Genomic DNA, 21,759 nt, shown 5'->3' on the forward strand with positions numbered 1-21,759 from the left:
CTACTCGCCCCTGTACTCAAAAGAGTTGTTCGGCGTTTCTTCAATACGGATCTTCTCTACCTTTGCCGCAGTGAAGCCCTTCAGAATCTCCCAGATGACAATGGCCAGATTCTCCGTAGAAGGGACCAGAGCGGCAAACTCCGGCAAGGTGTTCAGATTCTGATGATCGAACTTTGCGACGAGGCGCTGGTGGGCGAACTCATCGATTTCGACCAGGTTACAAACCATGCCCGTGGTCGGGTCGACCTTGCCACTGAGAACGATCTCGAGCCAATAATTATGCCCGTGGCCAAAGGGATTGTTGCATTTCCCGAAGACCTCGCGGTTACGCTCATCGCTGAAACCGTCTACGTGAAGACGGTGCGAGGCGCTGAAGCGATAGCGGCGACCGAGGTAGGCTTTCATGCTTCCCCCATATAGTCGGCGTACAAGTCTTCCATCTCGTAGACGCGGACCTTCACCAGATTGGCGCCGGCGATCTTCCCTTCCAGGCGCCGCCAGATCGCAATGGCGATGTTCTCGCTGGTAGGCTGCATTGTCCTGAACTCCGGGACTTCATGGTTCAGGTGACGATGGTCGTAGACACTGACGACCTCACGCTCGAGGATCTCCTTCAGTTCTTTCAGGTCCACGACAAAGCCGGTGACGGGATCGACCCTTCCCTGAACCGTCACCTCCAGCGTGTAGTTATGCCCGTGGCCGTTACGGTTGGCGCATTTGCCGAAGGCACGCTGATTCTCTTCCGGTGACCAGGAGTCGACCCAGTAGAAGTGGGACGCGGAGAACTCGGCTTTACGGGTTAACTGAACCATCTACCCAGTTTAGATGAGTGGAAAGCCCCGGAGGTACAGAAACCTACTCCCACTCCATGGTCTTCTGCGACTCAATCTTGGCAGGGTCGAGCTCGATGTTAAAGCCCGGTCCAGCGGGTAGAGCGATTCTGGCGTTATGCGGGAAGAGCGGATTTTTCTCGAAGTGATAGAAATGCGCCATCTTATTGACCAGGTACTCTCCCAGCGGGAACGTCATGGGAGGCTGGCTGGCGATGACATGAAGCGCGGCGTGGAGGCAGTGGCCATGCGGCAGAACGGGAACGTCGTGCAACGCCGCCAGGGTTCCGATCTTTACCAGTTCCGAGACTCCTCCGCACCACTCTGGGTCGGCCTGAACGACGTCGACGGCCTCCGCCTGCAGGTAACGCTCGACGTCCCAGCGGGTATAAAAGTGCTCCCCTGAGGCAACCGGGAAGTTGATCTTGCGGCGCACCTGGGCAAAGGTCTCAATCTTGTTCGGCATGGTGATCTCTTCCACCCAACGCGGTCGATACTGCTCCACCTGGCGAGCCCATTCGAGAGCGTAGGTCATGTCCCAGCCGCTATAGCAATCGAACATGATCTCGACGTCGTCGCCGACGGTCTCGCGCAAAACCTTCACCAGCTCGATATTCTTGCGCATGCCTTCCGCCCCAGCGCCGGGACCATAGGCCATGAACCACTTCATGTTGCGATAGCCCTCTTTCTTGAGAGCCGCGGCGCGGGTACGAACAGCTTCAGGCTCCAGCGAGAACCCCAGGCAGGAGGCGTAGTACTCCACCGAGCTGCGAGTGGGACCACCAAGCAGGCGGTAGACCGGAACGCCGAAGTAGCGGCCGCGAAGATCCCACAGGCAGATGTCGCAGGCGCTGATAGCCATCATGAAGATGGAAGCACGTGATTGCCGGTTGGAGCGATACATCTCATCCCACAGCAACTCCCCCGCTAACGGGTCTTTGCCGATAAGAAACTTGCGCAGATCGCGATGAACAATCACCGCCGCATCCTCTTCGATGGGACCATAGAGGCCTTCGAGACCCTGGTCGGTCTTGATGCGGATGTACATGGCAGAGGGCTTGGCAACGCGATCTTTGCCGGTAGGGTGGTCGGCGTAGACCGGCGGACGGAGGTCATCGTAGACATCGAGCGGACTCACCTGCTGCTGCCCGTTTACTCCCGCCGGTACGGAATAAGACCCGTGGACCTCGAAGATCTCGACATCGCTGATCTTGATAGGACCATTCGGTCTTTGCCAGTCGAAGAAAAGCCCATGAGCGCGGGGGACAACAGAGACAAAGACGCTGGCGGCGAGACCGCGGAGAACCTGACGGCGGGTAGCAAGAAACGTCATCGGATGGGCTTTCCTGAACATTTGAAGTGGCTGCGACACGAGACATGAGTCGCGCGGACCAATATAGTTCAGGTGTCGAAAATATGTCTACCGTTGAGGCGCGAAGGACCATGATGAGTTCGATACAGCTTTGGTTTTGTCATTTCGCAGCGACCGAAGGAAGCGGAGAAATCTGCTTTTCCTGACTCTCCATCCTCGATACGTGACGACCGGTTCCACTTCAGAGTAGAAGGGGGCAACAAAAGCGGATTTCTCCACTACGCTCCGAAATGACAAATCAAAGATGGTGCGACATCTAGAGGCAGGGGCTCTTATAACTATCCGCTAGGCCTTGTAGACTCTGCCCTTCCAAGAGACCTCATGCTTCAGCTTCACCTGCATCCAGCTTCGCCATAGCAGCCAGGCGAACATGGGCAGAGCGGCAATGCTGAGCACGCAGTCGAACCACGGAAACTCGCTCTTTCGGACGCGGGCGAGATAACGCCACAGCACACGAATCCACAGCAGGCCAAGAGCCGCCCACTGCCACCAGAGCAATAACAAGTGCTGCGGCAGAACGACCATCAACACCGGCAGACTGAGCAGCAGGCCAAAATCGATCAGCCGAAAACCAGCGAGCGCCAGCGGTTGCAGGAACAAGATGGCGAGGTTCTTCGTCCATCCCTCGATCATCGCCGGCAGGGTGCGATACATCTGGGTCTCCAGCGCATCGCCGCCGTAGCGGAAACGGAGGCGTCGCCGCGAGGCCTTGACCTTCCAGGCCAGCTCTACATCCTCCAGCACCTTGTCGCCGACCGCCTGATGTCCACCCACGGCAAAGTAAGTCTCCCGATCAATCAGAAGAAACTGCCCATTGGCGGCCGCGATCCGGCTGGAAGGGTCCGAAACCTTCTTCGGCGGATATGCGATGGCCAGCTCCGAAAAGATAAGAGGCATCAGCGCCCGCTGCCAGAAGCCGGTAACAATCTGCTTCGGCGAATAGGAGAGCAGCGCCGCCTCATACTTCTCTGCTTCGCGCATTGCCCGGCCCAGGCTGCCGGATGCGTGCCGGGTATCGGCATCGGTAAACAACAGCCACTTCCCCTTTGCCTGCTGTGCCGCGGCCCACAGAGCGTTGTTCTTACCGGTCATCCCCTTGCGGCCTGGTTTGGTCTCAAGCGGCGGAGCATTCATAACGGTCACATCGGCAACACTCTCGGCAATGCGGTGCGTCGCGTCTGTGGAGCCATCGTCGATGACAATCAACTCCCAGTGGCGGCCAAGCTCGAAGCCTGGCTCGCTTTGGGCCGTGAGCGAACGCAGGCAGGCCTCCAGGCAGGCTTCTTCGTTCCGCGCCGGCACCATCACGGTAAGTTCCATCGTCTCTCCCTTGGAGCATTTTCCCTGTTGCTAGGGTGTGTCATCAAACTCCTGTCGTCAGCGTTGCGAGCGCAAATTGGTCCAGACGAGGCGGAGGCCGAAGGCTGTGGCGGGTCCACAGTCGAGGACGACAACGAAGTATGGGCGAATTTGCGCCGCAACCCGAAGGGCCGGGGCAGATTTTCCCGATCTCTTCGTCACTCGTCGTTTCAGTAGGCCGGCTACAGTTCTCTCCTTACTCCTCGATCTCAGAAAAATCTGCTCCCGGCGCTGACGGCACGAGTTTGATGACACACCCTAGGTATCCCGGAAGAGAAGTGCAGCGGAGTTTTCATTGCGGAAAACGCCATAGATATGGAAGCCCGACACTACACCTGCAGGGAAAATGCTCCAGCACTCGTATTATAGGAAGCGACCGTTATGAAGCTTCTTGCCTCAGCCCTGCTCGCCTCCTCGCTCCTGCTCACCGCCTGTGAGCGCAACGTGAAGCCTGGGCAGATCGGCGGGGTAGCTCCCGATTTCACCGTTACTGATAGCGACCATTCCGCGAAGTTATCGAACTTCCGCGGCAAGGTGGTGGTGCTGAACTTCTGGGCGTCGTGGTGCGGCCCTTGCGTGGCAGAGATGCCGTCGTTGCAGGCGCTGCAGGAGCAGATGCCGAATATCCAGGTACTGGCTGTCTCCACCGATGGAGATGGAGACGCCTATAAACGCTTCCTGGATAAACACCGCATCCTGTTCCTGACGGTGCGCGACGCACAGCAAAAATCGAATGCTCTGTACGGCTCATATCGCTTTCCGGAGACCTACATCATCGACCGCAAGGGAGTGATCCGCCGCAAGATGATCGGACCGCAGGAGTGGACCAACCCCGAGATGATCGACTACCTGTCCAAGTTGTGACTTGGCAGGGCTGTAACGCCGCGCCGTTCCGCTTGAACCACGCGCCCCACACCTGTACCCTGAAGATATGACTACGGTCGACGCTCTTTACCGCTACAGCGTGCCTCCCACGGAGGCCGCGGTTCTGGCCCTGAACAACCTGCGTGAGGTCTACGGCATTCGCCGCTTGACTATCGACGAAGCCGCGAAAACAGTGCGCGTGGAGTATGACGCGACGCGCTTCGGCGAGCCGGTTGTCCGCCAGTTACTGCGCCGCGCCGGTCTGCAGATTGCAGAGCCGGAGACGCTGGTGCTTCCGGCGCCGCCACCTCCTCCTCCGGCACAGCCGGCGGCTGCTCCGGCAAAGGCGTAGAGCATTTTCACTGTAGGTGCAGTGCAGGGGTTCCAAATCTATGGGCGTTTTCCGCGATGAAAATGCCGCTGCACTCCTCTTCAGGGATACCCAGCAACAGTGGAAATGCTCTAATCCACACCGGGTCGCAGGTGACAACGATCTGTGTTATCTTAGAAAAGTTGCCGCTGGTTGCATAACAGCGTGCGGGATGCGCCCGTAGCTCAGCTGGATAGAGCGAATGACTACGAATCATTAGGTCGGAGGTTCGACTCCTTCCGGGCGCACCATCAAGATTCGAAAACGGACACCGATCGGTGTCCGTTTCGCTTTTGGACAAAGCCGGCATCTAACCAGAAGGCATGATTAACGACCTCTGGTACAAGAACGCTATTGTCTACTGCCTTTCGGTCGAGAGTTTTCTAGATGGCAATGGTGACGGCGTCGGCGACTTTCGCGGCCTGATTCAATGCCTGGATTACCTGCAGGGGCTGGGCGTCACCGCCATCTGGTTGATGCCCTTTCAGACCTCTCCACAAAAAGACGACGGCTACGACATCACGGACTACTACAGCGTCGACCCGCGTTACGGAACGCTGGGCGACTTTGTGGAGTTTGCCCATGGCTGCGCACAGCGTGGCATGCGAGTGATGATCGACCTGGTGGTCAACCATACCTCCGACCAGCATCCCTGGTTCAAAGCCGCGCGCAACAGCCCGGACTCTCCCTATCGCGACTGGTATGTCTGGTCGAAGAAGAAGCCGAGGAATGCGAATAGCGGCATGGTCTTTCCCGGCGTGCAACGAACAACGTGGACCTATGATGAAGCTGCCAAGGAGTTTTACTTTCATCGCTTCTATAAATTTCAACCAGACCTGAATACGTCAAACCCCGAGGTTCAGGCAGAGATCCTGAAGATCATGGGGTTTTGGATTCAACTTGGCGTCTCCGGCTTCCGCATGGATGCCGTTCCCTTTGTCATTGCCACCAAAGGCGCCGGCATCACTCGCACAGTGGAGCAGTACGACATGCTGCGCACGTTTGCCGCGTTTCTGAGCTGGCGCAAGGGAGACGCCATCATCCTCGCCGAAGCGAACGTGCTGCCTTCTTCCGACATGCACTACTTTGGCGAAGCCGGCGAGCGCCTATCGATGATGTTCAATTTCAATGTCAACCAGCACCTGTTCTATTCGCTGGCAACCGGCGACGTAGGCCCGCTGCAGACATCTCTGATGCAGACAAAGCCACGCCCCGCGACCGCGCAGTGGGCCACGTTTCTACGGAATCACGATGAGCTGGACCTTGGCCGCTTGACCGAAGCGCAGCGCCGCAAGGTATTTGAGCGGTTCGCCCCGGACAAAGAGATGCAGCTCTACGGCCGCGGTATCCGCAGGCGTTTGGCGCCGATGCTACATGGCGATCGAAGACGCCTGGAACAGGCCTACTCCCTGCTCTTCTCTATGCCTGGCACTCCGGTACTGCGTTACGGCGATGAGATCGGCATGGGAGACAACCTGGCTCTACCGGAGCGCTATAGCACCCGCACCTCCATGCAATGGACCAACGACCATCATGGCGGCTTTACGCGAGCCCCGCGATCGAAGATACATACCATTCGAAACGGCGCATACGGCTATCAGCATGTGAATGTCGCGGATCAGCGCCGCGATCCGAACTCGCTGATGGACTGGATGGAGCGCATGATCCGTGTGCGCAAGGAGACGCCTGAGATCGGTTGGGGCGACTTTCGGATCATCGACACTGGATACAACCAGGTTCTCGGCATCCGTTACGACTGGCGCGGCAATCACACGCTGGTGCTGCATAACTTCAGCGCCGATCCTGTTGAGCTCCGGCTAGCTCCACACACCATCGGCGATGGAGCGGAAACAGGCGCGCCCCTGATCAATATCCTGTCGAAAGAACACAGCTTCCTCGAAGAGGAGAAAGATGGACGCTACTCCATCCAACTGGAGCCGTATGGCTATCGCTGGTTCCGCGTGGGCGGCTTCGACGGACGCCTGCTGAAGATGGCCCAGCGCCCTCCCACTACTTCTTCGCAGCCGTGAGATCCAGCTCTTTCTGTGTCTCTTTATCCGAACGCATCTGGTGCAGCATGACCTCGCAACGCAGTACCTCGGCGACACTCCATGCCTGCGCCATGCAGCCGCGTGGTGTGAAGGGCTCTTCGGCATCGAAGATCTCGCTGATGGTACCTACGCCATCTTCATAGAGGTGCTGGTCGAAGCCATGCAGAAAGGCCTGCGCCTTCTCCGCCTGTTCGGGAAAGGTCTTCATCCACGCATTCACAAAGGGCCCGATCAGCCATCCCCATACCGTTCCCTGGTGATACGCGGCATCCCGAGCCCACAGGTCGCCGTCGTAACGAGGCTTATAGTCTTTTTCGCCGCGCGCCAGGCTACGCAGACCAACAGGCGTAAGCAACTCGCGCATGCAGCGCTCGACTACCGGCTTCCACCGCGCCTCATCGAGCACGGGATATTTCAGCGAGATCGCGATCAGTTGATTGGGCCGGATCTGCGCGTCATCGCCCCCCTCGAACGTATCCACCACATCGAAGAGACACCCCTTATCGCCATTCCAGAAGCGGCGGTTAAAACTTTCGCGGCACCGGTCCGCCAACTGCAGATAGCGGGCACGATCCGTACGGGTATCCTCGAGCGCCTCAAGCCACTCCACCAACAGGCGAAGCGCGTTGTACCAAAGCGCATTCAGCTCCACCGTCTTACCACGACGAGGAGTTACGACCCAATCGCCGACCTTTGCGTCCATCCATGTGAGCTGATACCCATCCTGCCCCTGGACCATCAAGCCGTCGTTCTGGTCGATATGGATGCCGAAGTCGGTCCCGCGCAGATGCCATTCGGCGACATCGACCATCTTCGGCAGAAGAAACTCAAGCGTCTCCCAGTCACTGGTTACCTGCACATAGCGATCGATGGCATGGAAGAACCATAACGTCGCATCAGCAGTGTGATACAAGCCGCTGGTTCTACCTTCGGGAAACATGTTCGGGATGAGGCCGTTATGGATGTAGTTGCCGAAGCTGCGGAGAATGTACTCGGCCTCACGATAGCGGCCGGTAGAGAGAGTGAGTCCCTCCAGCGAGATCATGGTGTCACGGCCCCAATCGGTAAACCAATGGTAGCCGGCAATCACGGTACGAATCTCATCGCCCACCGCGTGGGCGCGGATCTGGTCTGCGGTACGCCCCATCGGAGTAATAAGAAACTGGTCGGCGGCAAACACCAGCTCTGCAGCAAAGCCTTCCCGTGCTTCGGGAGGCGCAGCACGCAGCAGGCGGCGCTTGCGTTCGAGTTCGGTTGCGAATGACGCCCCCGCCGATAGCGCCCGTACCTTCTCCCAATCTTCTGTTGAAGCCGTGAGAGCGGCAGGCTTTTCGGATCGGAGGTCGGTGGCGAATTTTCCAGGAGACCAAAGAGAACCCTCCCAGTCATAACCGCGTGCCTGTTCGATGCGATAGCGAAGATTGTCGAGCCGCCTGGTCTTCATCTGGAAGCCGCACTCATCACAGTTCCAGGCCAGCTTAAGTACCGGAAGATCGTCACTGACGTACAGCTCGAAGCCATCCTCGACTCCGGTCCAGCGGTACTGTTCCTGTGGCGGCCCCGCCAGCGAGTCGTCGTGTGACCGCACATGCATGGCCGGCTGCACCTCCAACCGGCCTCCCTCCCCTTCCAGCAGTGTGTAGGTGATGTACGCCGTGTTCTGCAGATGGACCATGCAGGCGCGTTTTTCGATCACATTGCCGGCGCATCGAAAGACCCAGACGGGGAGTCCGTTTTCCAGCCGGAACTCCGACAGGTAGGGACTGATGGGATCGGGAGTGTCCCTGTGGACCAGGTCGTCACAGTCCAGCACGTACGATTGATCGCCGACGATCAGGCGCTCGCGCAGTTGATTCAGCATTATGGTGCGCCCATGTGGCGCGGGCAAAGCCGCAATCAGCCAGCCATGATAGCGGCGGGTATTCAGGCCACCCACAGTACCGGAAAGATAGCCACCAAGACCATTCGTGACAATCCACTCGGTAAAGAGGCCTCGACGGCTGCGGACACGTTCATCCAGGTGGGCTACGTCCAGTTCGACGTGACGGACAATCGGTGCAGGGCGAAAGATCGTCTTCATGCTCCCACTTGGATGCGGCGAAATGGCATTGCGCAGCCAGGGAGTGCCATCAAACTCCTGGGAGAGCTTAGCGAGCGATGAGATTCACAATCTGGTTGGTCACCAGCGCGGCCGTATAGGCGAAGACCGTCATATAGGTGAACTGAATGGCCGGCCAGCGCCAGCTATTGGTCTCGCGACGGACCATGATGATGGTGGAAGTGCACTGCAGCGCAAAGGCAAAGAAGACCACCAGCGCCAGCGCTCCGCCCAGCGTCATATCGCCACGTAGCGCCTGCTGCAGGCCCATCGCATGCGTCTCCGGATCGACGCCATAGAGCGTGCCCAGCGTACCGACAATTACCTCACGCGCAACGATGGAGCTGAGCAGACCGATACCGATCTTCCAGTTGAAGCCGAGCGGACGGATGACAGGCTCGATCCAGTGACCGACATGACCGATAACGGAATCCGTCAGCTCAGAGAACTGGCCGGAATGCACCGGCAAAACACTGAGCACCCACACAGCGAAGGTGACGCCCAGAATGATGGTTCCGGCCTTGCGCAGGAAGAGCTTGGCACGGTCATAGAGCCGGATGCCGAGACCCTGCAGCGTGGGCCAGCGGTACTGTGGCAGTTCCAGGATGAACGGAGCCGAAGATGCCTTCAGCAACGAGGACTTGAGTACACGCGCCGTAAACAACGCCGCCAGGAAGCCCAGCACATACAGGCTCAGCATGACCGTGGCCCGCAGACCAACGAAACTGCCCAGCAGCTTCCGATCGGGAACGAAGGCCGCGATGATGAGGGTATAGACCGGCAAGCGTGCAGAACAGGTCATGAACGGAGCAACCAGAATGGTGGCGAAGCGGTCGCGCTTGTTCTCAATGGTGCGGGTCGCCATGATGGCGGGAACGGCGCAGGCGTAGGCACTGAGTAACGGAATAAAGGCCTTACCGTTCAGACCGATGGAACGCATGACGCGATCTGCGATCAAGGCGGCACGAGCAAGATAGCCGGAGTCTTCCAGGATGCCGATGAACGCGAAGAGCAGAAGAATCTGGGGGAGGAAGACCAGCACCGACTGCACGCCGTTCCACAAACCGTCCCGCAGGAGAGCACGCATCCAGCCGTCAGGTAGGAGCGCCGCAACCTTTACGCCCAGGCCTGTCAGCAGGTTCCCAAGGCCATCACTCAGCGGTTGTCCCAAGCCAAAGACCACCTGAAAGACAGCAATGACGACCGCAAGAAAGATCAGCGGACCCCAGACTCGATGCAAAAGAACGTGGTCCAGACGACGCGTCCACTTGGGAGCATTGGGCTGCTGATATTGCGTACGGGAGCTGACCTGGGTAGCCCACTTCCTGTAGCTGTCAGCGCTCTGAATCACGGGCAGCTTCACAGCGCCGGGCCGGGTGACCTCGAAGTTGCCGTACTGGCTAAGGAAGTCCGCAACGCGATCCAGCCCGACACCCTTCGCAGCGGAGATCAGTGCGACGGGATGGCCGAGCTCACGAGCCATGGCAAGCACATCCACCTTGCCGCCACGCGACTCAAGCACGTCGGACATGTTCAAAATGACCAGGGTAGGCAGGCCGAGCGCAAGAATGGGAGCAGCCAGCATGAGCTGCCGGTTCATATGGGTGGAGTCGAGCACCAGCAGTACGGCATCGGGCGCGGCAACTCCAGGCATTTGGCCTTTCAGCACATCGACAGCGACGCGGGCATCTTCGGAAAAAGTGGCGAGCGAGTAGATGCCGGGAAGATCGATCAGGGTGAGGTCGCTGCGGCCGATAGCCTTCATCCTGCCGGAATGGTGTTCTACTGTGACGCCCGGATAGTTGCCAACCTTCTGCCGAAGTCCGGTCAGGCGGTTGAACAGCGTCGATTTTCCACAGTTCGGAGGCCCAATGAGAGCGATTGTCCGGATCTGGCCCTTGTGCGATGCAGACAGGGGCGGTGCCGTCAGAACGGCGGCATTCGATTCCGCAGGGGTACAGCAGGAGCTCATTGAACTTTCTCGATGGGGGTCATGAAGAGATGGCGGGCGGTCTCACGGCGTAATGCAACCTCAATGCCATCAACCCGATAGACGGTGGGATCACCTCCGGGAGCGCGCCGCAGGACGTGGACGCCAGCCCCGGGCAGAAAGCCCATATGCGCGAGGTGATCGCCTACCTCTTCCGGCAACTCGACCCGCTCCAAACGACCGTGCTGGCCCACCTTCATCTCACTGAGGCACATCTTTTTCCACCTAATTCAGTCTACATTAGTCCGAATTCAGATGGTCAGATGTTTTCATCGAAAGGAAAGATTCAGCAACTGAATGGGATACTCTAGCGGACGCCCCACTTCAGCTTCGTGCGCAGGACATCGAAGAGCCCCGTGTCGTACTGCTGAATCAGCCGGACGGCATGCTGCGAACGACGGCAGTGGAGTTCATCCCCAACCTCCAGAGCAACGGCCTCCTGACCGTCGACGGTGAGATATGTCTGGTCGGCGATGCCCTCTACCTTGATCTGAATCTCGGAGTCTCCATGCACCACGATCGGGCGGATGGTCAGAAGATGCGGACAGATCGCATTGACGATCATGGCATTGACGTCCGGCATGACGATGGGACCGTTGGCCGCAAGTGAGTAGGCCGTGGAACCGGTCGGAGTGGACACGATCATTCCGTCAGCCCGGAAGGTCGCCACCAGCTTCCCATTCAGCGTAATGGTGAAGTCTCCCATGCGGGCAATCGCGCCCTTGGATATCACTACATCGTTCAGCGCCTCAAACTCGTGGAAGGGCTTCCCCCCTCTCCACAGTTCGGCATGCATCATGCTGCGCTGGTCAATCTCGCAACAGTTCACACACCAGGCCTCAAGCGCCTTGTAGAGGTCCTGGATGGGAATCTCCGTCAGAAATCCCAGGGAGCCCAGGTTCACGCTCAGAATCGGAGTTGCTGTCTTGGCAAAGGCGCGCGCCGCGCTTAGCAGCGTTCCATCGCCGCCCAGCACAACCACCAGCTCGGGCTGAAGGGCAGCCAGATCGTCACGATGCATGCCGCTTCCGGCATGAGCGTAAATCGCAGACTGCTCGTCAAAGACAGGTTCATAGCCCCTTGACTTCAGCCAGGAGGCAAGCTCCGGCATGATGGTTTCCAACTCAGCTTTTTGCGGTTTCGAGATAAGGGCGACCCTGCGCATGCTAGCTCAGTGTACCTTCCGCCGTGCGGAAGACGACGTGTAGGAGGAACTCCCGATTCCCTTCTCCACCAAGAATGGGGGAATCGATCACTTCCATGTCGCCTCCTCCGAGCTCGGCGAGACATTGTCGCACCTTTTCGACAGCACTTCGCTGCGCTGCCTCATCGCGAACGATGCCACCTTTGCCGACAGCGTCCCTGCCGGCTTCAAACTGCGGTTTCACCAGAACCACAGCCTCTCCGTTCCAGCCGCCAGCCTCCGCAGCACGTAGTGCGCCAAGCACCGGCGGCAACACCAGCGTGGCCGAGATAAACGAGACATCCATCGCAAAGAAGCGGATTCCTGCCGGCAAATCGCCCGGCTGCAACAAGCGGGCATTCGTACGCTCGCGGAGATCAACGCGTGGGTCCTGGCGTAGCTTCTCGGCGATCTGTCCGGCTCCGGTATCGACACCAAAGACACGCGAGGCACCGTGCTGCAGCATGCAATCGGTAAACCCGCCGGTAGAGACACCGACATCCATGCAAAACAAATCGCTCAGATCGATCTTCCACTGCTGCAAGGCGTGTTCGAGCTTCAGACCACCACGGCTGACATAGCGCAGGTCATCGCCGAGAATGCGAATCGTGGAGTCGATGGCGACAGACGCACCCGGCTTATCAAGCTTCTGTTCATTCACGAGCACGCGGCCTGCCATGATCATGGCCTGCGCGCGTTCGCGGCTGGGAGCGAGAGCGCGCTCCATCAGCAGTTTGTCCAAACGAAGTTTTGCTATGGCTGCCACTTCTGGCAGGTTACACTCAAGCCAACCCCTGCGCGTAGTACAGGAATCTCTGTAGAATGAGCAGGATGTGCCATGCTTACACGGTGTCCTGGCCGTGCTTTCATGGCATGAAACCCTTGGTTAGACCCACGTAAATCTGCAAGAGCTGCTGAATCGTTCATGTATCGAGACCCTGAAGTGAAGAGCGAGTCCGGAATCCAGATGCGCGACGATGCATCCCTGCTCGCCCTTGTTCAGTCAGGGGACGAACAGGCGATGGCATCGCTCTATGACCGCTACTCCCGGGTTGTCTACTCGGTTGCATTGCGAGTTCTGCGGGATCCCGCCGCCGCCGAGGATGTGTTGCAGGACGTGTTCATGCAGGTATGGCGCAATCCGGACAGGTTTCAGCAGACACGAGGCACGCTCGGCGCGTGGCTGGCGGTCGTGGCGCGCAATCGTTCCATCGATGCGTTGCGCCGGCGCCGTCCGACCGATTCCGTCGAAGACGTCATTCTTTCCTCAGGTTTCAATCTGTCCGACGAGGCGGAACGCAACGCGCTGATTGAGAAGGCACGCACCGTGATCCAGAACCTGCCAGCCGAGCAGCGCAAGACGCTTGAAATGGCGTTCTTCGATGGCCTGACCCACATGGAGATCTCCGAGATGACCGGAGATCCCCTCGGCACCGTAAAAACCCGCATCCGCAGTGCGTTGATCTCGCTGCGCAGGAGCTTCCAGGCATGATCGAGCCCAAGCACATATCGGCCGATGACCTGGCGCTCTACGCCATGCAGTTCCTCACGCCTGAGGAAACAGCTCTCGTAGAAGCACACGTACGCCACTGTCCGGAATGCCGCCGTGAGCTGGCGACCATCCAGGGTGACCTTGCAGCCTTTGCCCATACGGCAGAGATGCAGACGCCTCCTGTCCTGGCGCGTCAGCGGCTAATGACGCAGGTCAACCGTGAAAAACGAGTCGTGCCCCAGCCTGAATCGTCGCTTCGGCCAGTAGGCACTCAAGACGGCTCTGTTCCCTTCGCCAGCTATGGAGCGTCTGGCTTCGACGAGTATGACGAAACCCCGCGCAAAGCAGGCATCGGCGCCATCATCTTTGGCTGGGCAGGATGGGCTGTAGCAGCCGGACTGGCCTTTGGCGGTTACCACCTCTATCGCCAGCGTGAAGAGCTGCAGCGCAGCCTGCGCATGAATGCGGCGCAGATGGCCAGTCTGTCAGAAGACGCAGCCAGGGCGCGCGAGATTCTGGACGCCCTCGCTGACAAGACGACGCAGCGCGTAACCCTCACCAGGGCGGAGACTGCTCCATCGCCAACCGGACGCGTAATCTATCGCGCCGACAGCGGTATGCTGCTCTTCCTCGCCAGCAACATCGCAACGGTAACGCCGGACAAGACCTATGAGTTGTGGATCATCCCGGCAGAGACAGACCGTTCGCCGATCCCTGCCGGTACCTTCCTGCCCGACGAGCGCGGCAACGCCGCGATCGTGCTGCCGGATGTGCCGAAGGGAGTGAATGCGAAGGCATTCGGTGTGACCGTTGAGAACCGCGGCGGCTCGCAGGTTCCGACACTGCCGATCATCATGGTTGGAATGTAATGAATGAATAATTGAATGATTGAAGACAAGACGAAGGGCGGCCTTAGGCCGCCCTTCGTCGTTGAGTGACTTAGGTCTTACTGCGCGTTGCGGCGAACCGAAACGCCGTTGCCCAGGATATCGATCGTCGTATAACGCGTATCGGTGCTGGTATCGATGACCGTGAGGAAGTGTGAATCGCTGGCGGTGGTGTACACCTTGCCCTTCGGCGTGCCGGTGATCGCTGTAATCCAGTTCGGATGACCGACCACCTTCACCTTCGCCGTCACAGTGTTCGTCGTCAGGTTGACGACGTAGACCAGACCGTTGCTCGCGTCAGATGCCGTGGGATCGTCGTTGCACATGACATAAGCGCGGGTTCCGTCCTGCAGCGCCGATACCTGGGTGCAGTTGGTGCCCAGCGGCACTGTCGCCACAACCGTGCCGAAGTCTGTCGCGTCCACCGGGTTGTTGGTGTCGCAGTTCGGGTTGCTGGTCGAGCTGTTGGCGTTGCAGAGCGGAATGTTGATCACGCTAAGCGAGCTGGTCGTCGAGCCCTGGTTGAGCACCAGAAGCTCGTTGATAGAGCTGGCGACATCGGCCCAGACGGGCGCGGTACCAACGGTGATGGTGGGATGCGCAACGTCAGCGGTATTGGCCTGCGAGTTGATCACCGAAACCGTATTGCTGCCCTTGTTCATCACAAAGACACGCTTCGCATCGGAGGTCATCACACCATAGACGGGCTGACTGCCGACGTTAATGGAGCTGGAGATCGTGTTGGTTGAGGTATCAATCGCAGCCACCGAACCGGTGGTGCCTGAGCCCTGGCTGATCGCGTAGTAGCGTGTGCCGGTAGTAAGGCCCACAACGTACTGCGGATTGGCCGCAACGTCATACTCCTGGCGCAGCGAAGCCGGTGAACCGCCGATGATCTGGCCGACAGCGGAACGTCCAAGCTCGCTGACGAATGCTCCCGAGGAGGTCGCAAACAGCGAGTTCGCGTTCGCGTTGGAGAACAACGTCGTGGAGTACACGATGTTCGTCTTCAACGAAGGCGAGACGTCAAAGTTATTCATCACCGTACCGCTGGAGCTGGTATGCAGCGAATATCCCGTACCGCCGTTGCTCGCCGGAGCCAGATCGAAATACGTCGGCTTCGGAGCAATATTCGCAATCGCCAGCACCGTGTCGCCCGAGAAATCGACAACGGTGATCAGACCGGGCTGCCCGCTTCCGGGATCCGAGACCACAGCCAGCAGCTTCTGCGGCTGCGACGCCGGACCAACGGGGTTGATGGAGCTCACGACGGCGCGATACGTATTGCCGCAACCGTTCAACGGAACCAGCGCTGCCGCCGCCGCCAACACTGCACCGGCCTTCGCCAGCACTTTCTTTCCGTACCGCACTTCTGAAGCCAAACCATCTCCCAAACACAGACCGAGGTCCGATATGCTCAAAGCCGATTGTAAATCACAGGTGCATGAGCCAGACCACACTCTCCATCCCCGGAAAAACCATCCCGGCATCCCGTGACCGGCTGCAGTCGCAGTTACTGACGGCCGCCTGCGCCTGCTCCCTGCTGCTGACCTGCTATTCCATCTTTGTCTTCAGTCTTGGACGGGCGGGATTCGCCTTTGTTGCAGGCCCCCTTTCGATTGCCGTGGCCTTCGCGATGGTGGTGTTTGCCCTGCGCTCGGCAACGCTGGGCGGCTGCCTGCTGGGAGCGCTGATCTGTTTCGACCTGATCGCCTGGACCCGTGACTACAACAGCAACCTGCTGCACTCGGCTTTGACTCCATTACTGGCGCTCTTCCTTCTGACCTGGGCGGCGACACGGATCCGGCGTGCGGAGAAAGAGCGTGCGGGTCTGGCCGAGCCGAAGCATGGAAGAACGGCGTCGCAAGTCGCCGCCAACCTGGCTGTCGCGGCTCTGATCGTCACCTGGCTTGGCGCATGGCTGTTTGGCAAATTTTTCAAACTTCCCTACCCCTTCAGCTACTTCGCATCGCTGGCAGCATGTCTGGCAGCCTTGGCCGAAGCGACTGCTGACACCATCTCTTCCGAGATCGGACAGGTCTTCGGCGGAGAACCGTGGCTTGGATTCCGGCGCGTCCCGCCGGGAACAGACGGCGCCATCTCGATGGTGGGCACACTCGCGGGCGTTGCTGGAGCGGCAATTGTGACTGGCATCGGCTGGTGGGCTCTTCTGCTGACGCCGAAGGTAGCGGCCGTTGCGTTCTTCGCGGCGGTGCTTGGCCTCTTCTTCGACACGCTCCTTGGAGCGACCGTGGAACGGGCCGGCTGGCTAGGCAATGATCTGGTGAATTTCCTCTCAACGCTAGTTGCAGCGATCGCCGCAGCGGCAGGGATTGGATTGCTGCGGTAAAAATCCGGAGCTGGACCTGGGGCTACAGGTCCTCTGCCCCGATCCACCAGCGATGGACAAAGCTGGCGGGAATGTGGAGCCGGACCGCGGTGTAGCTGACAATCTCATGCACGATCCGCATCCGGTAGTCCCAGGGGCTGATGCGTCCATAGACAGAGCGAGGCGAGGTCCAGACATTCAAACCGGCCTGACGGCATAGTTCTCGGATGCGAAAGAGATGCGATCCGTCACTGACCACCACCACATGCTGCCAGTTTTGAGTGCGTGCCATCTCTGCCAGCACCTCCACCTGTTGTTCTGTGTCGATGGAGCGGGTCTCCGGAATGATCTGTTCGTAAGGAACACCCTGGGCCAGCAGATAATCCCGGCCGACTCCGCCCTCGGTCCGGCCGGAATCCTTCTCCGTGCCCCCGCCGAGTGTCACGATGACGGGCGCGATCTGTCTGCGATAGAGTGCCACGGCCTTATCCAACCGGGCGTGCAATACAGGGGAGGGCCGGCCACCATACTCGGCCGCTCCAAACACGGCAATCGCATCTGACGGTTGCGCCTGATCCTCCTGCGCGACCTGCACAATCTGGTGGTAAACCCAAACGCACCAAGAGAGGGCCGCCAATAGAACCAGGAGCAGCAACCATCGCCAGAAGTGCCGTTTTCGCTCAGGCATGTGCTTCCATCATACGAAGCATGGCAAGTATCAGAGCATTTCTCCTGTTGCTGGGTATCCTGAAAGGGGCGTGCAGCGGCGTTTTCATTGCGGAAAACGCCCATAGAGGTGGAAACCCTACACTACACCTACAGGAGAAATGTTCTAACGATCAGGCCCGTTGCAGTGCAAGCGCAATCTCGTGAGTCGGGATCGCGCCTTCACGCAGAATCATCCAGGATGAACCGCCGCCGCTAAGATCGACAATGGTCGTCGGCTGGGTCCGGGATGTGGGTCCACCGTCAACAATCAGCGGAATCTGATCGCCGATCTGCTCCTGTACACCATTGGCATGCGTACACTCCGGCAGTCCCGACATGTTTGCCGCCGTTGCCGTAATCGGCAGTCCAAGCTTGGCAACCACTGCCCGCGGAATCGCTGCCTCCGGCACGCGTAGCGCAACGTTGCCCGTCTGGGCGGTAACCCGCAGAGGCAATTTGCCGCCGGCCTTCACGATGATGGTCAAGGGGCCGGGCCAGAACTTCTCTGTCAAACGATCGAAGGCAGTATCGAGATCACGTGCCAACTCATACGACTGCGAAACCTCGGAGAGCAGCAGGCTCAGCGGTTTGTACTTCGCGCGTTTTTTTATCTCGTAGATACGCTCAACGGCGCGAAGGTTAACGGGATCCACGGCAAGCCCGTAAAAGGTATCGGTTGGCATACCGATCACATCGCCCTGATTCAGGCGTTCGGCAACATACGCCACCAGCTCCGGTTCCGGCTCATCCGGATGCATACGAACAACGTCAGCGCTCAATACGGTCCCTCTGAAACTCATTCAGAGTACAACAAGCACCGTTTTTGGTTGCCTATGAGGCGCTGAAACGTTGCCACTTAGATGCTGGGCTCGGATGCAAGGTTCTTGTCCTGTTACCTCCGTAACCCACATTTCCTTTCCTGTAATCCTTCTTTTCAAAGAATTGCAACTATTGCCTTGGGGCTGTGTCTGGTTCTGTCAGGTCGGCTATCCCCGCTCCAATGTGTTCCAAGCACATTGGTTCAGGCTCGACCAGAAGGAGCCGGTATACGGTCTGGATACCATCTTTCCCGGCGCGTCGCCTGGCCTTCCCTGATTCGGCATTTCAATCTCAGCCGTTGGAGGAATAAAAAAATGAAAAAGTCATATCGGACGCATTCTCTTGCTCTCTCCCTCATGTTTTTCTTCAGTGTTGCCGCTTTTGCGCAACGCGGTCACCCCATTGGCTCGGGCGTAGGTCTCGGTGGCGGTGCGGGTGCTGGTGTAGGCTCAGGCGCTGCTCTCGGCGGTGGTGCGGCTACTGGTGTAGGTACAGGCACTGGTCTCGGTGGCGGTAGTCTTGGCGCCGGTACCGGTGCAGGGCTAGGCGCCAACGCTGGTACCGGTCGCACGAATGTTGGCGTAAACGGAGCAACTTCCGCGAACGTCAACGCCTCCAGGCAATCACCCGCCGCGGTACTGAGCGATACACACCTCAACTCATCGCTCACCTCTTCCCTTGGCAAGAGCGGTGTCTCGATCCCCGGCGGCAATCTTCAGACCGCCTGCTCAGGCTTCAAAGAGCTCGGCAATTGCGTTGCAGCAATGCATGTTGCGCAGAATCTCAACGTCCCCTTTTCCAGTCTGCAGTCGCAGATGACCGGTTCAAAAGCCGTTAGCCTGGGCAAGGCCATCCAGAACACCGCAGCAGCGGGTACAGATGCGAAGGCGGAAGCGAAGAAAGCCACAAAGCAAGCCAACGCTGACATCCATGCCAGCGAGTCTGCGTCATCGACAACCACGGCTGACTCCCACATGTAAGTCGCAAACTCCTCCGAAAATACGAAGAGACTCCCTGCATGGGAGTCTCTTCGTATTTAAGAACTTCATCCTCTCAATGGCCTGCCGGCGCCTTGCCACCCGCCCTGAAGTGCTTTGCCAGAAGCACTAACGGCGCAGCGAGAAGAGTGATCCAGCCCATCAGACGAAAGCAGTCCATGAAGCCGAGCATGCGGGTATGCGCCTCAAACTGAGCATAGAGCTGCGCATATGCTCCGCGCGTGGCGTCGGCCACGCTGTAGCCGTGGATCTGGAGATAGCTTGAAACCTGCCTCACATTCTGCTGCAGCGCATCGCTGGATGAAGAGAAGTACGCTGACAAGCGATCTTCGTGAAAATTCTGCCGCCGCTCGCTCATCGTGGTAACAAAGGACACGCCGAAGCTCCCACCCCAGTTGCGGAAGAGATTCGTCAGGCTCGACGCCTTATTGTTCTGATCAGGCCTGAGCTGCGAGTACGCCAGCACCGTGAGCGGAACAAAGAGGAAGGCATATCCAAGTCCCTGATAGGCGCGGGCAAAGGCGTAATGGAAGTAGTCAGACTGCAGCGTCAGACGGCTGTAATAAAACATTGAGGCGGCGACAACAGTTAGGCTGGCGCCGATCATCATACGCGGGTGCACAATCCCTCGCTGCACGAGTTGCGCGGCGACAGGAGCGAGGAAGGTAATCACCAGAGCTCCCGGGCCCAGCACCAGGCCGGCGTCGAGCGCACGATATCCATACAGGCTCTGCAGGATCTGCGGGATCATCGTTGTCGTTGCGAAGAGGCCTACGCCGAAGATGAAATAAAAGGCGCAGGCAATCGCGAAGTTCCGGTTTGCAAGCATATGGAACTCCACGATGGGATCTGGTGTGCGCAGCTCCCACCAGATGGCAGTCCCCCAGCAAACCACAGCGATTGCAAACAGCCAACTGATCGTTGTGCTGCCAAACCAGTCGTCGATCTGGCCGCGGTCGAGCACCAGCTCAAGCGCAGCCGAGCCGATGCCGATCAGAGCAATACCAACGCCATCGACCTTGCCGCCGCCCTGCGCCTTCAACTTGCGGCGCTCCTCCTCAAAGGCTGGGGGATCGTGCACAAAACGCTCTGTCAGAAACAGGCTCAACGCGCCGATAGGGATGTTGATGAAGAAGACCCAGCGCCAGTTGAAGTTGTCGGTAATCCAGCCGCCGAGAACAGGACCGATTGCCGGCGCTGTGACGATGGCGACGGTATAAAGCGCAAAAGCACTGGCGCGCTTCGCAGGCGGGAAGGTGTCGACCAGAATCGCCTGCTCTACCGGAGCGAGCCCCCCGCCTGCAATTCCCTGCAGCACACGCGCGATCAGAATCACGTTCAGGCTGGGCGCGATACCGCAGAAGAAGCTGGTGACGGTAAAGAGCACCACGCAGAGCATGTAATAGGTCTTGCGGCCGAAGACGCGGCTCAGCCAGGCCGACATCGGCAAAACGACAGCGTTGGCTACCAGGTAGGTCGTCAAAATCCAGGTCACCTCATCAAAGCTGCGACCTAGCCCCCCGGCGATATGCGGCAGAGCCACATTGGCAATGGAGGTATCCAGAAGCTCCATGAAGGTAGCGATGGTTACGGTCAGCGCCACCACCCACGGGTTCACCTGCCTTCGGTTCTCTGCCACGACTGTACCCTTTCATGCGACCGATCGGTCTCTTTTTACATCTAAAAACATGAGACCGGACGGTCTCAAGTAGAGATAAGATGGAGCCGGGCAGGAGAACGATTCAAATGAAAAAAGGCCAGCAGACGCGCGAACGCATCATTGCCCAGGCGGCCCCCGTATTCAATGCATATGGCTACGAGGGGGCAACCATGTCACAGCTCATGGAAGCCACCGGCCTGGAAAAAGGCGGCATTTATCGCCACTTCAGCAGTAAGGAAGAGCTCGCAAAGGAGTCGTTCAAGTTCGCCTGGAATACGGTGCTGGAGGTCCGCCTTCGAGGGCTGGATGAAGTGCCGACCGCCCTCGGCAAACTGCGGCACATCATCGATAACTTCGTTGAGATCCGGTCTCCGGTTTCAGGAGGGTGCCCCCTGCTGAATACAGCCATGGACTGTGACGACGGCAACCCCGCGCTGCGTGAGCTGGCGAAGAAGACACTGCAAAATTGGCAGCAGCGCCTGATGAAGATTGTGGACGATGGCATACACACCGGGGAGATCGTGGGCACCGCTTCACCGAAGATCACCGCAAACATCATCATCTCTACCCTTGAGGGCGCGGTGATGATTACCCGGCTGGAACACACTCTGGATGCGCTGCACGATGCGCGTACTGCCCTGTCGGCCCATCTGGAGACTCTTGCGGCAAAGCCCCGGAGGCACGCAAGAACCTAGAGCATTTTTCCTGTAGGTGGAGTGCAGGGCTTGTGCATCTATAGGCGTTTTCCT

General features: G+C 58.7%; 21 protein-coding genes and 1 tRNA gene. 9 read left to right on the plus strand and 13 right to left on the minus strand.

Annotated features, from left to right (window positions below; translation table 11 throughout):
- From FTW19_RS17865 to FTW19_RS17880, 4 genes are all read right to left on the minus strand, one after another.
- The gene (locus tag FTW19_RS17865) at positions 1–405 is read right to left on the minus strand and encodes a 6-carboxytetrahydropterin synthase (RefSeq protein WP_147648914.1); all 405 of its coding nucleotides are present in this window, start codon (positions 403–405) and stop codon (positions 1–3) included.
- The gene (locus FTW19_RS17870) at positions 402–812 is read right to left on the minus strand and encodes a 6-pyruvoyl trahydropterin synthase family protein (protein WP_147648916.1); all 411 of its coding nucleotides are present in this window, start codon (positions 810–812) and stop codon (positions 402–404) included. Before FTW19_RS17870 ends, FTW19_RS17865 begins: the two co-directional genes overlap by 4 nt.
- 43 nt (positions 813–855) lie before the next feature.
- Positions 856–2,163, minus strand: coding sequence for an enolase C-terminal domain-like protein (locus tag FTW19_RS17875; protein ID WP_147648918.1), 1,308 nt, complete (start codon positions 2,161–2,163; stop codon positions 856–858).
- 324 nt (positions 2,164–2,487) lie between these two features.
- Positions 2,488–3,522, minus strand: a complete 1,035-nt coding sequence (locus tag FTW19_RS17880) for a glycosyltransferase (RefSeq protein WP_147648930.1) — start codon at positions 3,520–3,522, stop codon at positions 2,488–2,490.
- Positions 3,523–3,942: 420 nt separating this feature from the next.
- On the opposite strand from FTW19_RS17880, the gene FTW19_RS17885 reads away from it, so the two are divergent.
- The 4 genes from FTW19_RS17885 (at position 3,943) to FTW19_RS17900 (ending at position 6,825) form a co-directional block, all read left to right on the plus strand.
- Positions 3,943–4,425, plus strand: coding sequence for a TlpA family protein disulfide reductase (locus tag FTW19_RS17885; protein WP_147648932.1), 483 nt, complete (start codon positions 3,943–3,945; stop codon positions 4,423–4,425).
- 67 nt (positions 4,426–4,492) lie between these two features.
- Positions 4,493–4,777, plus strand: coding sequence for a hypothetical protein (locus FTW19_RS17890; RefSeq protein ID WP_147648934.1), 285 nt, complete (start codon positions 4,493–4,495; stop codon positions 4,775–4,777).
- Positions 4,778–4,969: 192 nt separating this feature from the next.
- Positions 4,970–5,046: transfer RNA gene (locus FTW19_RS17895), tRNA-Arg, on the plus strand.
- Positions 5,047–5,118: 72 nt separating this feature from the next.
- The gene (locus FTW19_RS17900) at positions 5,119–6,825 is read left to right on the plus strand and encodes an alpha-amylase family protein (RefSeq protein ID WP_147648936.1); all 1,707 of its coding nucleotides are present in this window, start codon (positions 5,119–5,121) and stop codon (positions 6,823–6,825) included.
- Here FTW19_RS17900 and FTW19_RS17905 read toward each other — a convergent pair.
- The 5 genes from FTW19_RS17905 to FTW19_RS17925 all read right to left on the minus strand — a co-directional run bounded on the left by FTW19_RS17905 (position 6,806) and on the right by FTW19_RS17925 (position 12,859).
- A complete protein-coding gene (locus FTW19_RS17905; protein ID WP_147648938.1) occupies positions 6,806–8,926 on the minus strand; it encodes an amylo-alpha-1,6-glucosidase in 2,121 nt (706 codons plus the stop codon). The genes FTW19_RS17900 and FTW19_RS17905 overlap by 20 nt on opposite strands.
- A gap of 67 nt (positions 8,927–8,993) precedes the next feature.
- Positions 8,994–10,916 (minus strand): ferrous iron transporter B, encoded by a 1,923-nt coding sequence (feoB, locus tag FTW19_RS17910; protein WP_147648940.1) that lies wholly within the window; start codon positions 10,914–10,916, stop codon positions 8,994–8,996.
- On the minus strand, positions 10,913–11,149 hold the full coding sequence (locus FTW19_RS17915; protein ID WP_147648942.1) for a FeoA family protein: 237 nt from the start codon (positions 11,147–11,149) through the stop codon (positions 10,913–10,915). Before FTW19_RS17915 ends, feoB begins: the two co-directional genes overlap by 4 nt.
- 92 nt (positions 11,150–11,241) lie before the next feature.
- Positions 11,242–12,099, minus strand: coding sequence for an NAD(+)/NADH kinase (locus FTW19_RS17920; protein WP_147648944.1), 858 nt, complete (start codon positions 12,097–12,099; stop codon positions 11,242–11,244).
- Position 12,100: 1 nt separating this feature from the next.
- The gene (locus FTW19_RS17925; RefSeq protein WP_281292305.1) at positions 12,101–12,859 is read right to left on the minus strand and encodes a TlyA family RNA methyltransferase; all 759 of its coding nucleotides are present in this window, start codon (positions 12,857–12,859) and stop codon (positions 12,101–12,103) included.
- Between the two features lie 183 nt (positions 12,860–13,042).
- Here FTW19_RS17925 and FTW19_RS17930 point away from each other — a divergent pair, with 183 nt between their 5' ends.
- Together FTW19_RS17930 and FTW19_RS17935 are read left to right on the plus strand one after the other, a co-directional pair.
- The gene (locus tag FTW19_RS17930; protein ID WP_147648946.1) at positions 13,043–13,609 is read left to right on the plus strand and encodes an RNA polymerase sigma factor; all 567 of its coding nucleotides are present in this window, start codon (positions 13,043–13,045) and stop codon (positions 13,607–13,609) included.
- Entirely contained in the window at positions 13,606–14,478 is an 873-nt protein-coding gene (locus tag FTW19_RS17935; protein WP_147650717.1) for an anti-sigma factor, read from the plus strand. Before FTW19_RS17930 ends, FTW19_RS17935 begins: the two co-directional genes overlap by 4 nt.
- A gap of 77 nt (positions 14,479–14,555) precedes the next feature.
- Here FTW19_RS17935 and FTW19_RS17940 read toward each other — a convergent pair whose 3' ends face one another.
- Positions 14,556–15,878, minus strand: a complete 1,323-nt coding sequence (locus tag FTW19_RS17940; RefSeq protein WP_246153375.1) for a YncE family protein — start codon at positions 15,876–15,878, stop codon at positions 14,556–14,558.
- A gap of 62 nt (positions 15,879–15,940) precedes the next feature.
- Between FTW19_RS17940 and FTW19_RS17945 the strand changes: the two genes are divergently transcribed.
- Entirely contained in the window at positions 15,941–16,846 is a 906-nt protein-coding gene (locus FTW19_RS17945) for a DUF92 domain-containing protein (RefSeq protein WP_147648948.1), read from the plus strand.
- Positions 16,847–16,868: 22 nt separating this feature from the next.
- Here the strand turns inward: FTW19_RS17945 and FTW19_RS17950 are convergent, their stop codons facing one another.
- Positions 16,869–17,513 (minus strand): YdcF family protein, encoded by a 645-nt coding sequence (locus FTW19_RS17950; protein WP_147648950.1) that lies wholly within the window; start codon positions 17,511–17,513, stop codon positions 16,869–16,871.
- Between the two features lie 151 nt (positions 17,514–17,664).
- Entirely contained in the window at positions 17,665–18,291 is a 627-nt protein-coding gene (locus FTW19_RS17955) for an L-threonylcarbamoyladenylate synthase (protein ID WP_432445177.1), read from the minus strand.
- Positions 18,292–18,666: 375 nt separating this feature from the next.
- On the opposite strand from FTW19_RS17955, the gene FTW19_RS17960 reads away from it, so the two are divergent.
- A complete protein-coding gene (locus FTW19_RS17960) occupies positions 18,667–19,332 on the plus strand; it encodes a hypothetical protein (RefSeq protein WP_147648954.1) in 666 nt (221 codons plus the stop codon).
- 73 nt (positions 19,333–19,405) lie between these two features.
- On the opposite strand, the gene FTW19_RS17965 is transcribed toward FTW19_RS17960, so the two are convergent.
- Entirely contained in the window at positions 19,406–20,989 is a 1,584-nt protein-coding gene (locus FTW19_RS17965; RefSeq protein ID WP_246153376.1) for a DHA2 family efflux MFS transporter permease subunit, read from the minus strand.
- Positions 20,990–21,096: 107 nt separating this feature from the next.
- Between FTW19_RS17965 and FTW19_RS17970 the strand changes: the two genes are divergently transcribed.
- Positions 21,097–21,705: a TetR/AcrR family transcriptional regulator gene (locus FTW19_RS17970; RefSeq protein WP_147648956.1), complete on the plus strand. Its 609-nt coding sequence runs from the start codon at positions 21,097–21,099 to the stop codon at positions 21,703–21,705.
- Positions 21,706–21,759: the final 54 nt, after the last annotated feature.

It is taken from the genome of Terriglobus albidus (genome assembly GCF_008000815.1).
Classification (GTDB): Bacteria; Acidobacteriota; Terriglobia; order Terriglobales; family Acidobacteriaceae; genus Terriglobus; species Terriglobus albidus_A.

Coding starts and splice junctions, on each gene's coding strand:
- FTW19_RS17865 (WP_147648914.1), bottom strand. CDS start 405: ATGAAAGCCTACCTCGGTCGCCGCTATCGCTTCAGCGCCTCGCACCGT.
- FTW19_RS17870 (WP_147648916.1), bottom strand. CDS start 812: ATGGTTCAGTTAACCCGTAAAGCCGAGTTCTCCGCGTCCCACTTCTAC.
- FTW19_RS17875 (WP_147648918.1), bottom strand. CDS start 2,163: ATGACGTTTCTTGCTACCCGCCGTCAGGTTCTCCGCGGTCTCGCCGCC.
- FTW19_RS17880 (WP_147648930.1), bottom strand. CDS start 3,522: ATGGAACTTACCGTGATGGTGCCGGCGCGGAACGAAGAAGCCTGCCTG.
- FTW19_RS17885 (WP_147648932.1), top strand. CDS start 3,943: ATGAAGCTTCTTGCCTCAGCCCTGCTCGCCTCCTCGCTCCTGCTCACC.
- FTW19_RS17890 (WP_147648934.1), top strand. CDS start 4,493: ATGACTACGGTCGACGCTCTTTACCGCTACAGCGTGCCTCCCACGGAG.
- FTW19_RS17900 (WP_147648936.1), top strand. CDS start 5,119: ATGATTAACGACCTCTGGTACAAGAACGCTATTGTCTACTGCCTTTCG.
- FTW19_RS17905 (WP_147648938.1), bottom strand. CDS start 8,926: ATGAAGACGATCTTTCGCCCTGCACCGATTGTCCGTCACGTCGAACTG.
- feoB (WP_147648940.1), bottom strand. CDS start 10,916: ATGAGCTCCTGCTGTACCCCTGCGGAATCGAATGCCGCCGTTCTGACG.
- FTW19_RS17915 (WP_147648942.1), bottom strand. CDS start 11,149: ATGTGCCTCAGTGAGATGAAGGTGGGCCAGCACGGTCGTTTGGAGCGG.
- FTW19_RS17920 (WP_147648944.1), bottom strand. CDS start 12,099: ATGCGCAGGGTCGCCCTTATCTCGAAACCGCAAAAAGCTGAGTTGGAA.
- FTW19_RS17930 (WP_147648946.1), top strand. CDS start 13,043: ATGTATCGAGACCCTGAAGTGAAGAGCGAGTCCGGAATCCAGATGCGC.
- FTW19_RS17935 (WP_147650717.1), top strand. CDS start 13,606: ATGATCGAGCCCAAGCACATATCGGCCGATGACCTGGCGCTCTACGCC.
- FTW19_RS17945 (WP_147648948.1), top strand. CDS start 15,941: ATGAGCCAGACCACACTCTCCATCCCCGGAAAAACCATCCCGGCATCC.
- FTW19_RS17950 (WP_147648950.1), bottom strand. CDS start 17,513: ATGCCTGAGCGAAAACGGCACTTCTGGCGATGGTTGCTGCTCCTGGTT.
- FTW19_RS17955 (WP_432445177.1), bottom strand. CDS start 18,291: ATGCATCCGGATGAGCCGGAACCGGAGCTGGTGGCGTATGTTGCCGAA.
- FTW19_RS17960 (WP_147648954.1), top strand. CDS start 18,667: ATGAAAAAGTCATATCGGACGCATTCTCTTGCTCTCTCCCTCATGTTT.
- FTW19_RS17970 (WP_147648956.1), top strand. CDS start 21,097: ATGAAAAAAGGCCAGCAGACGCGCGAACGCATCATTGCCCAGGCGGCC.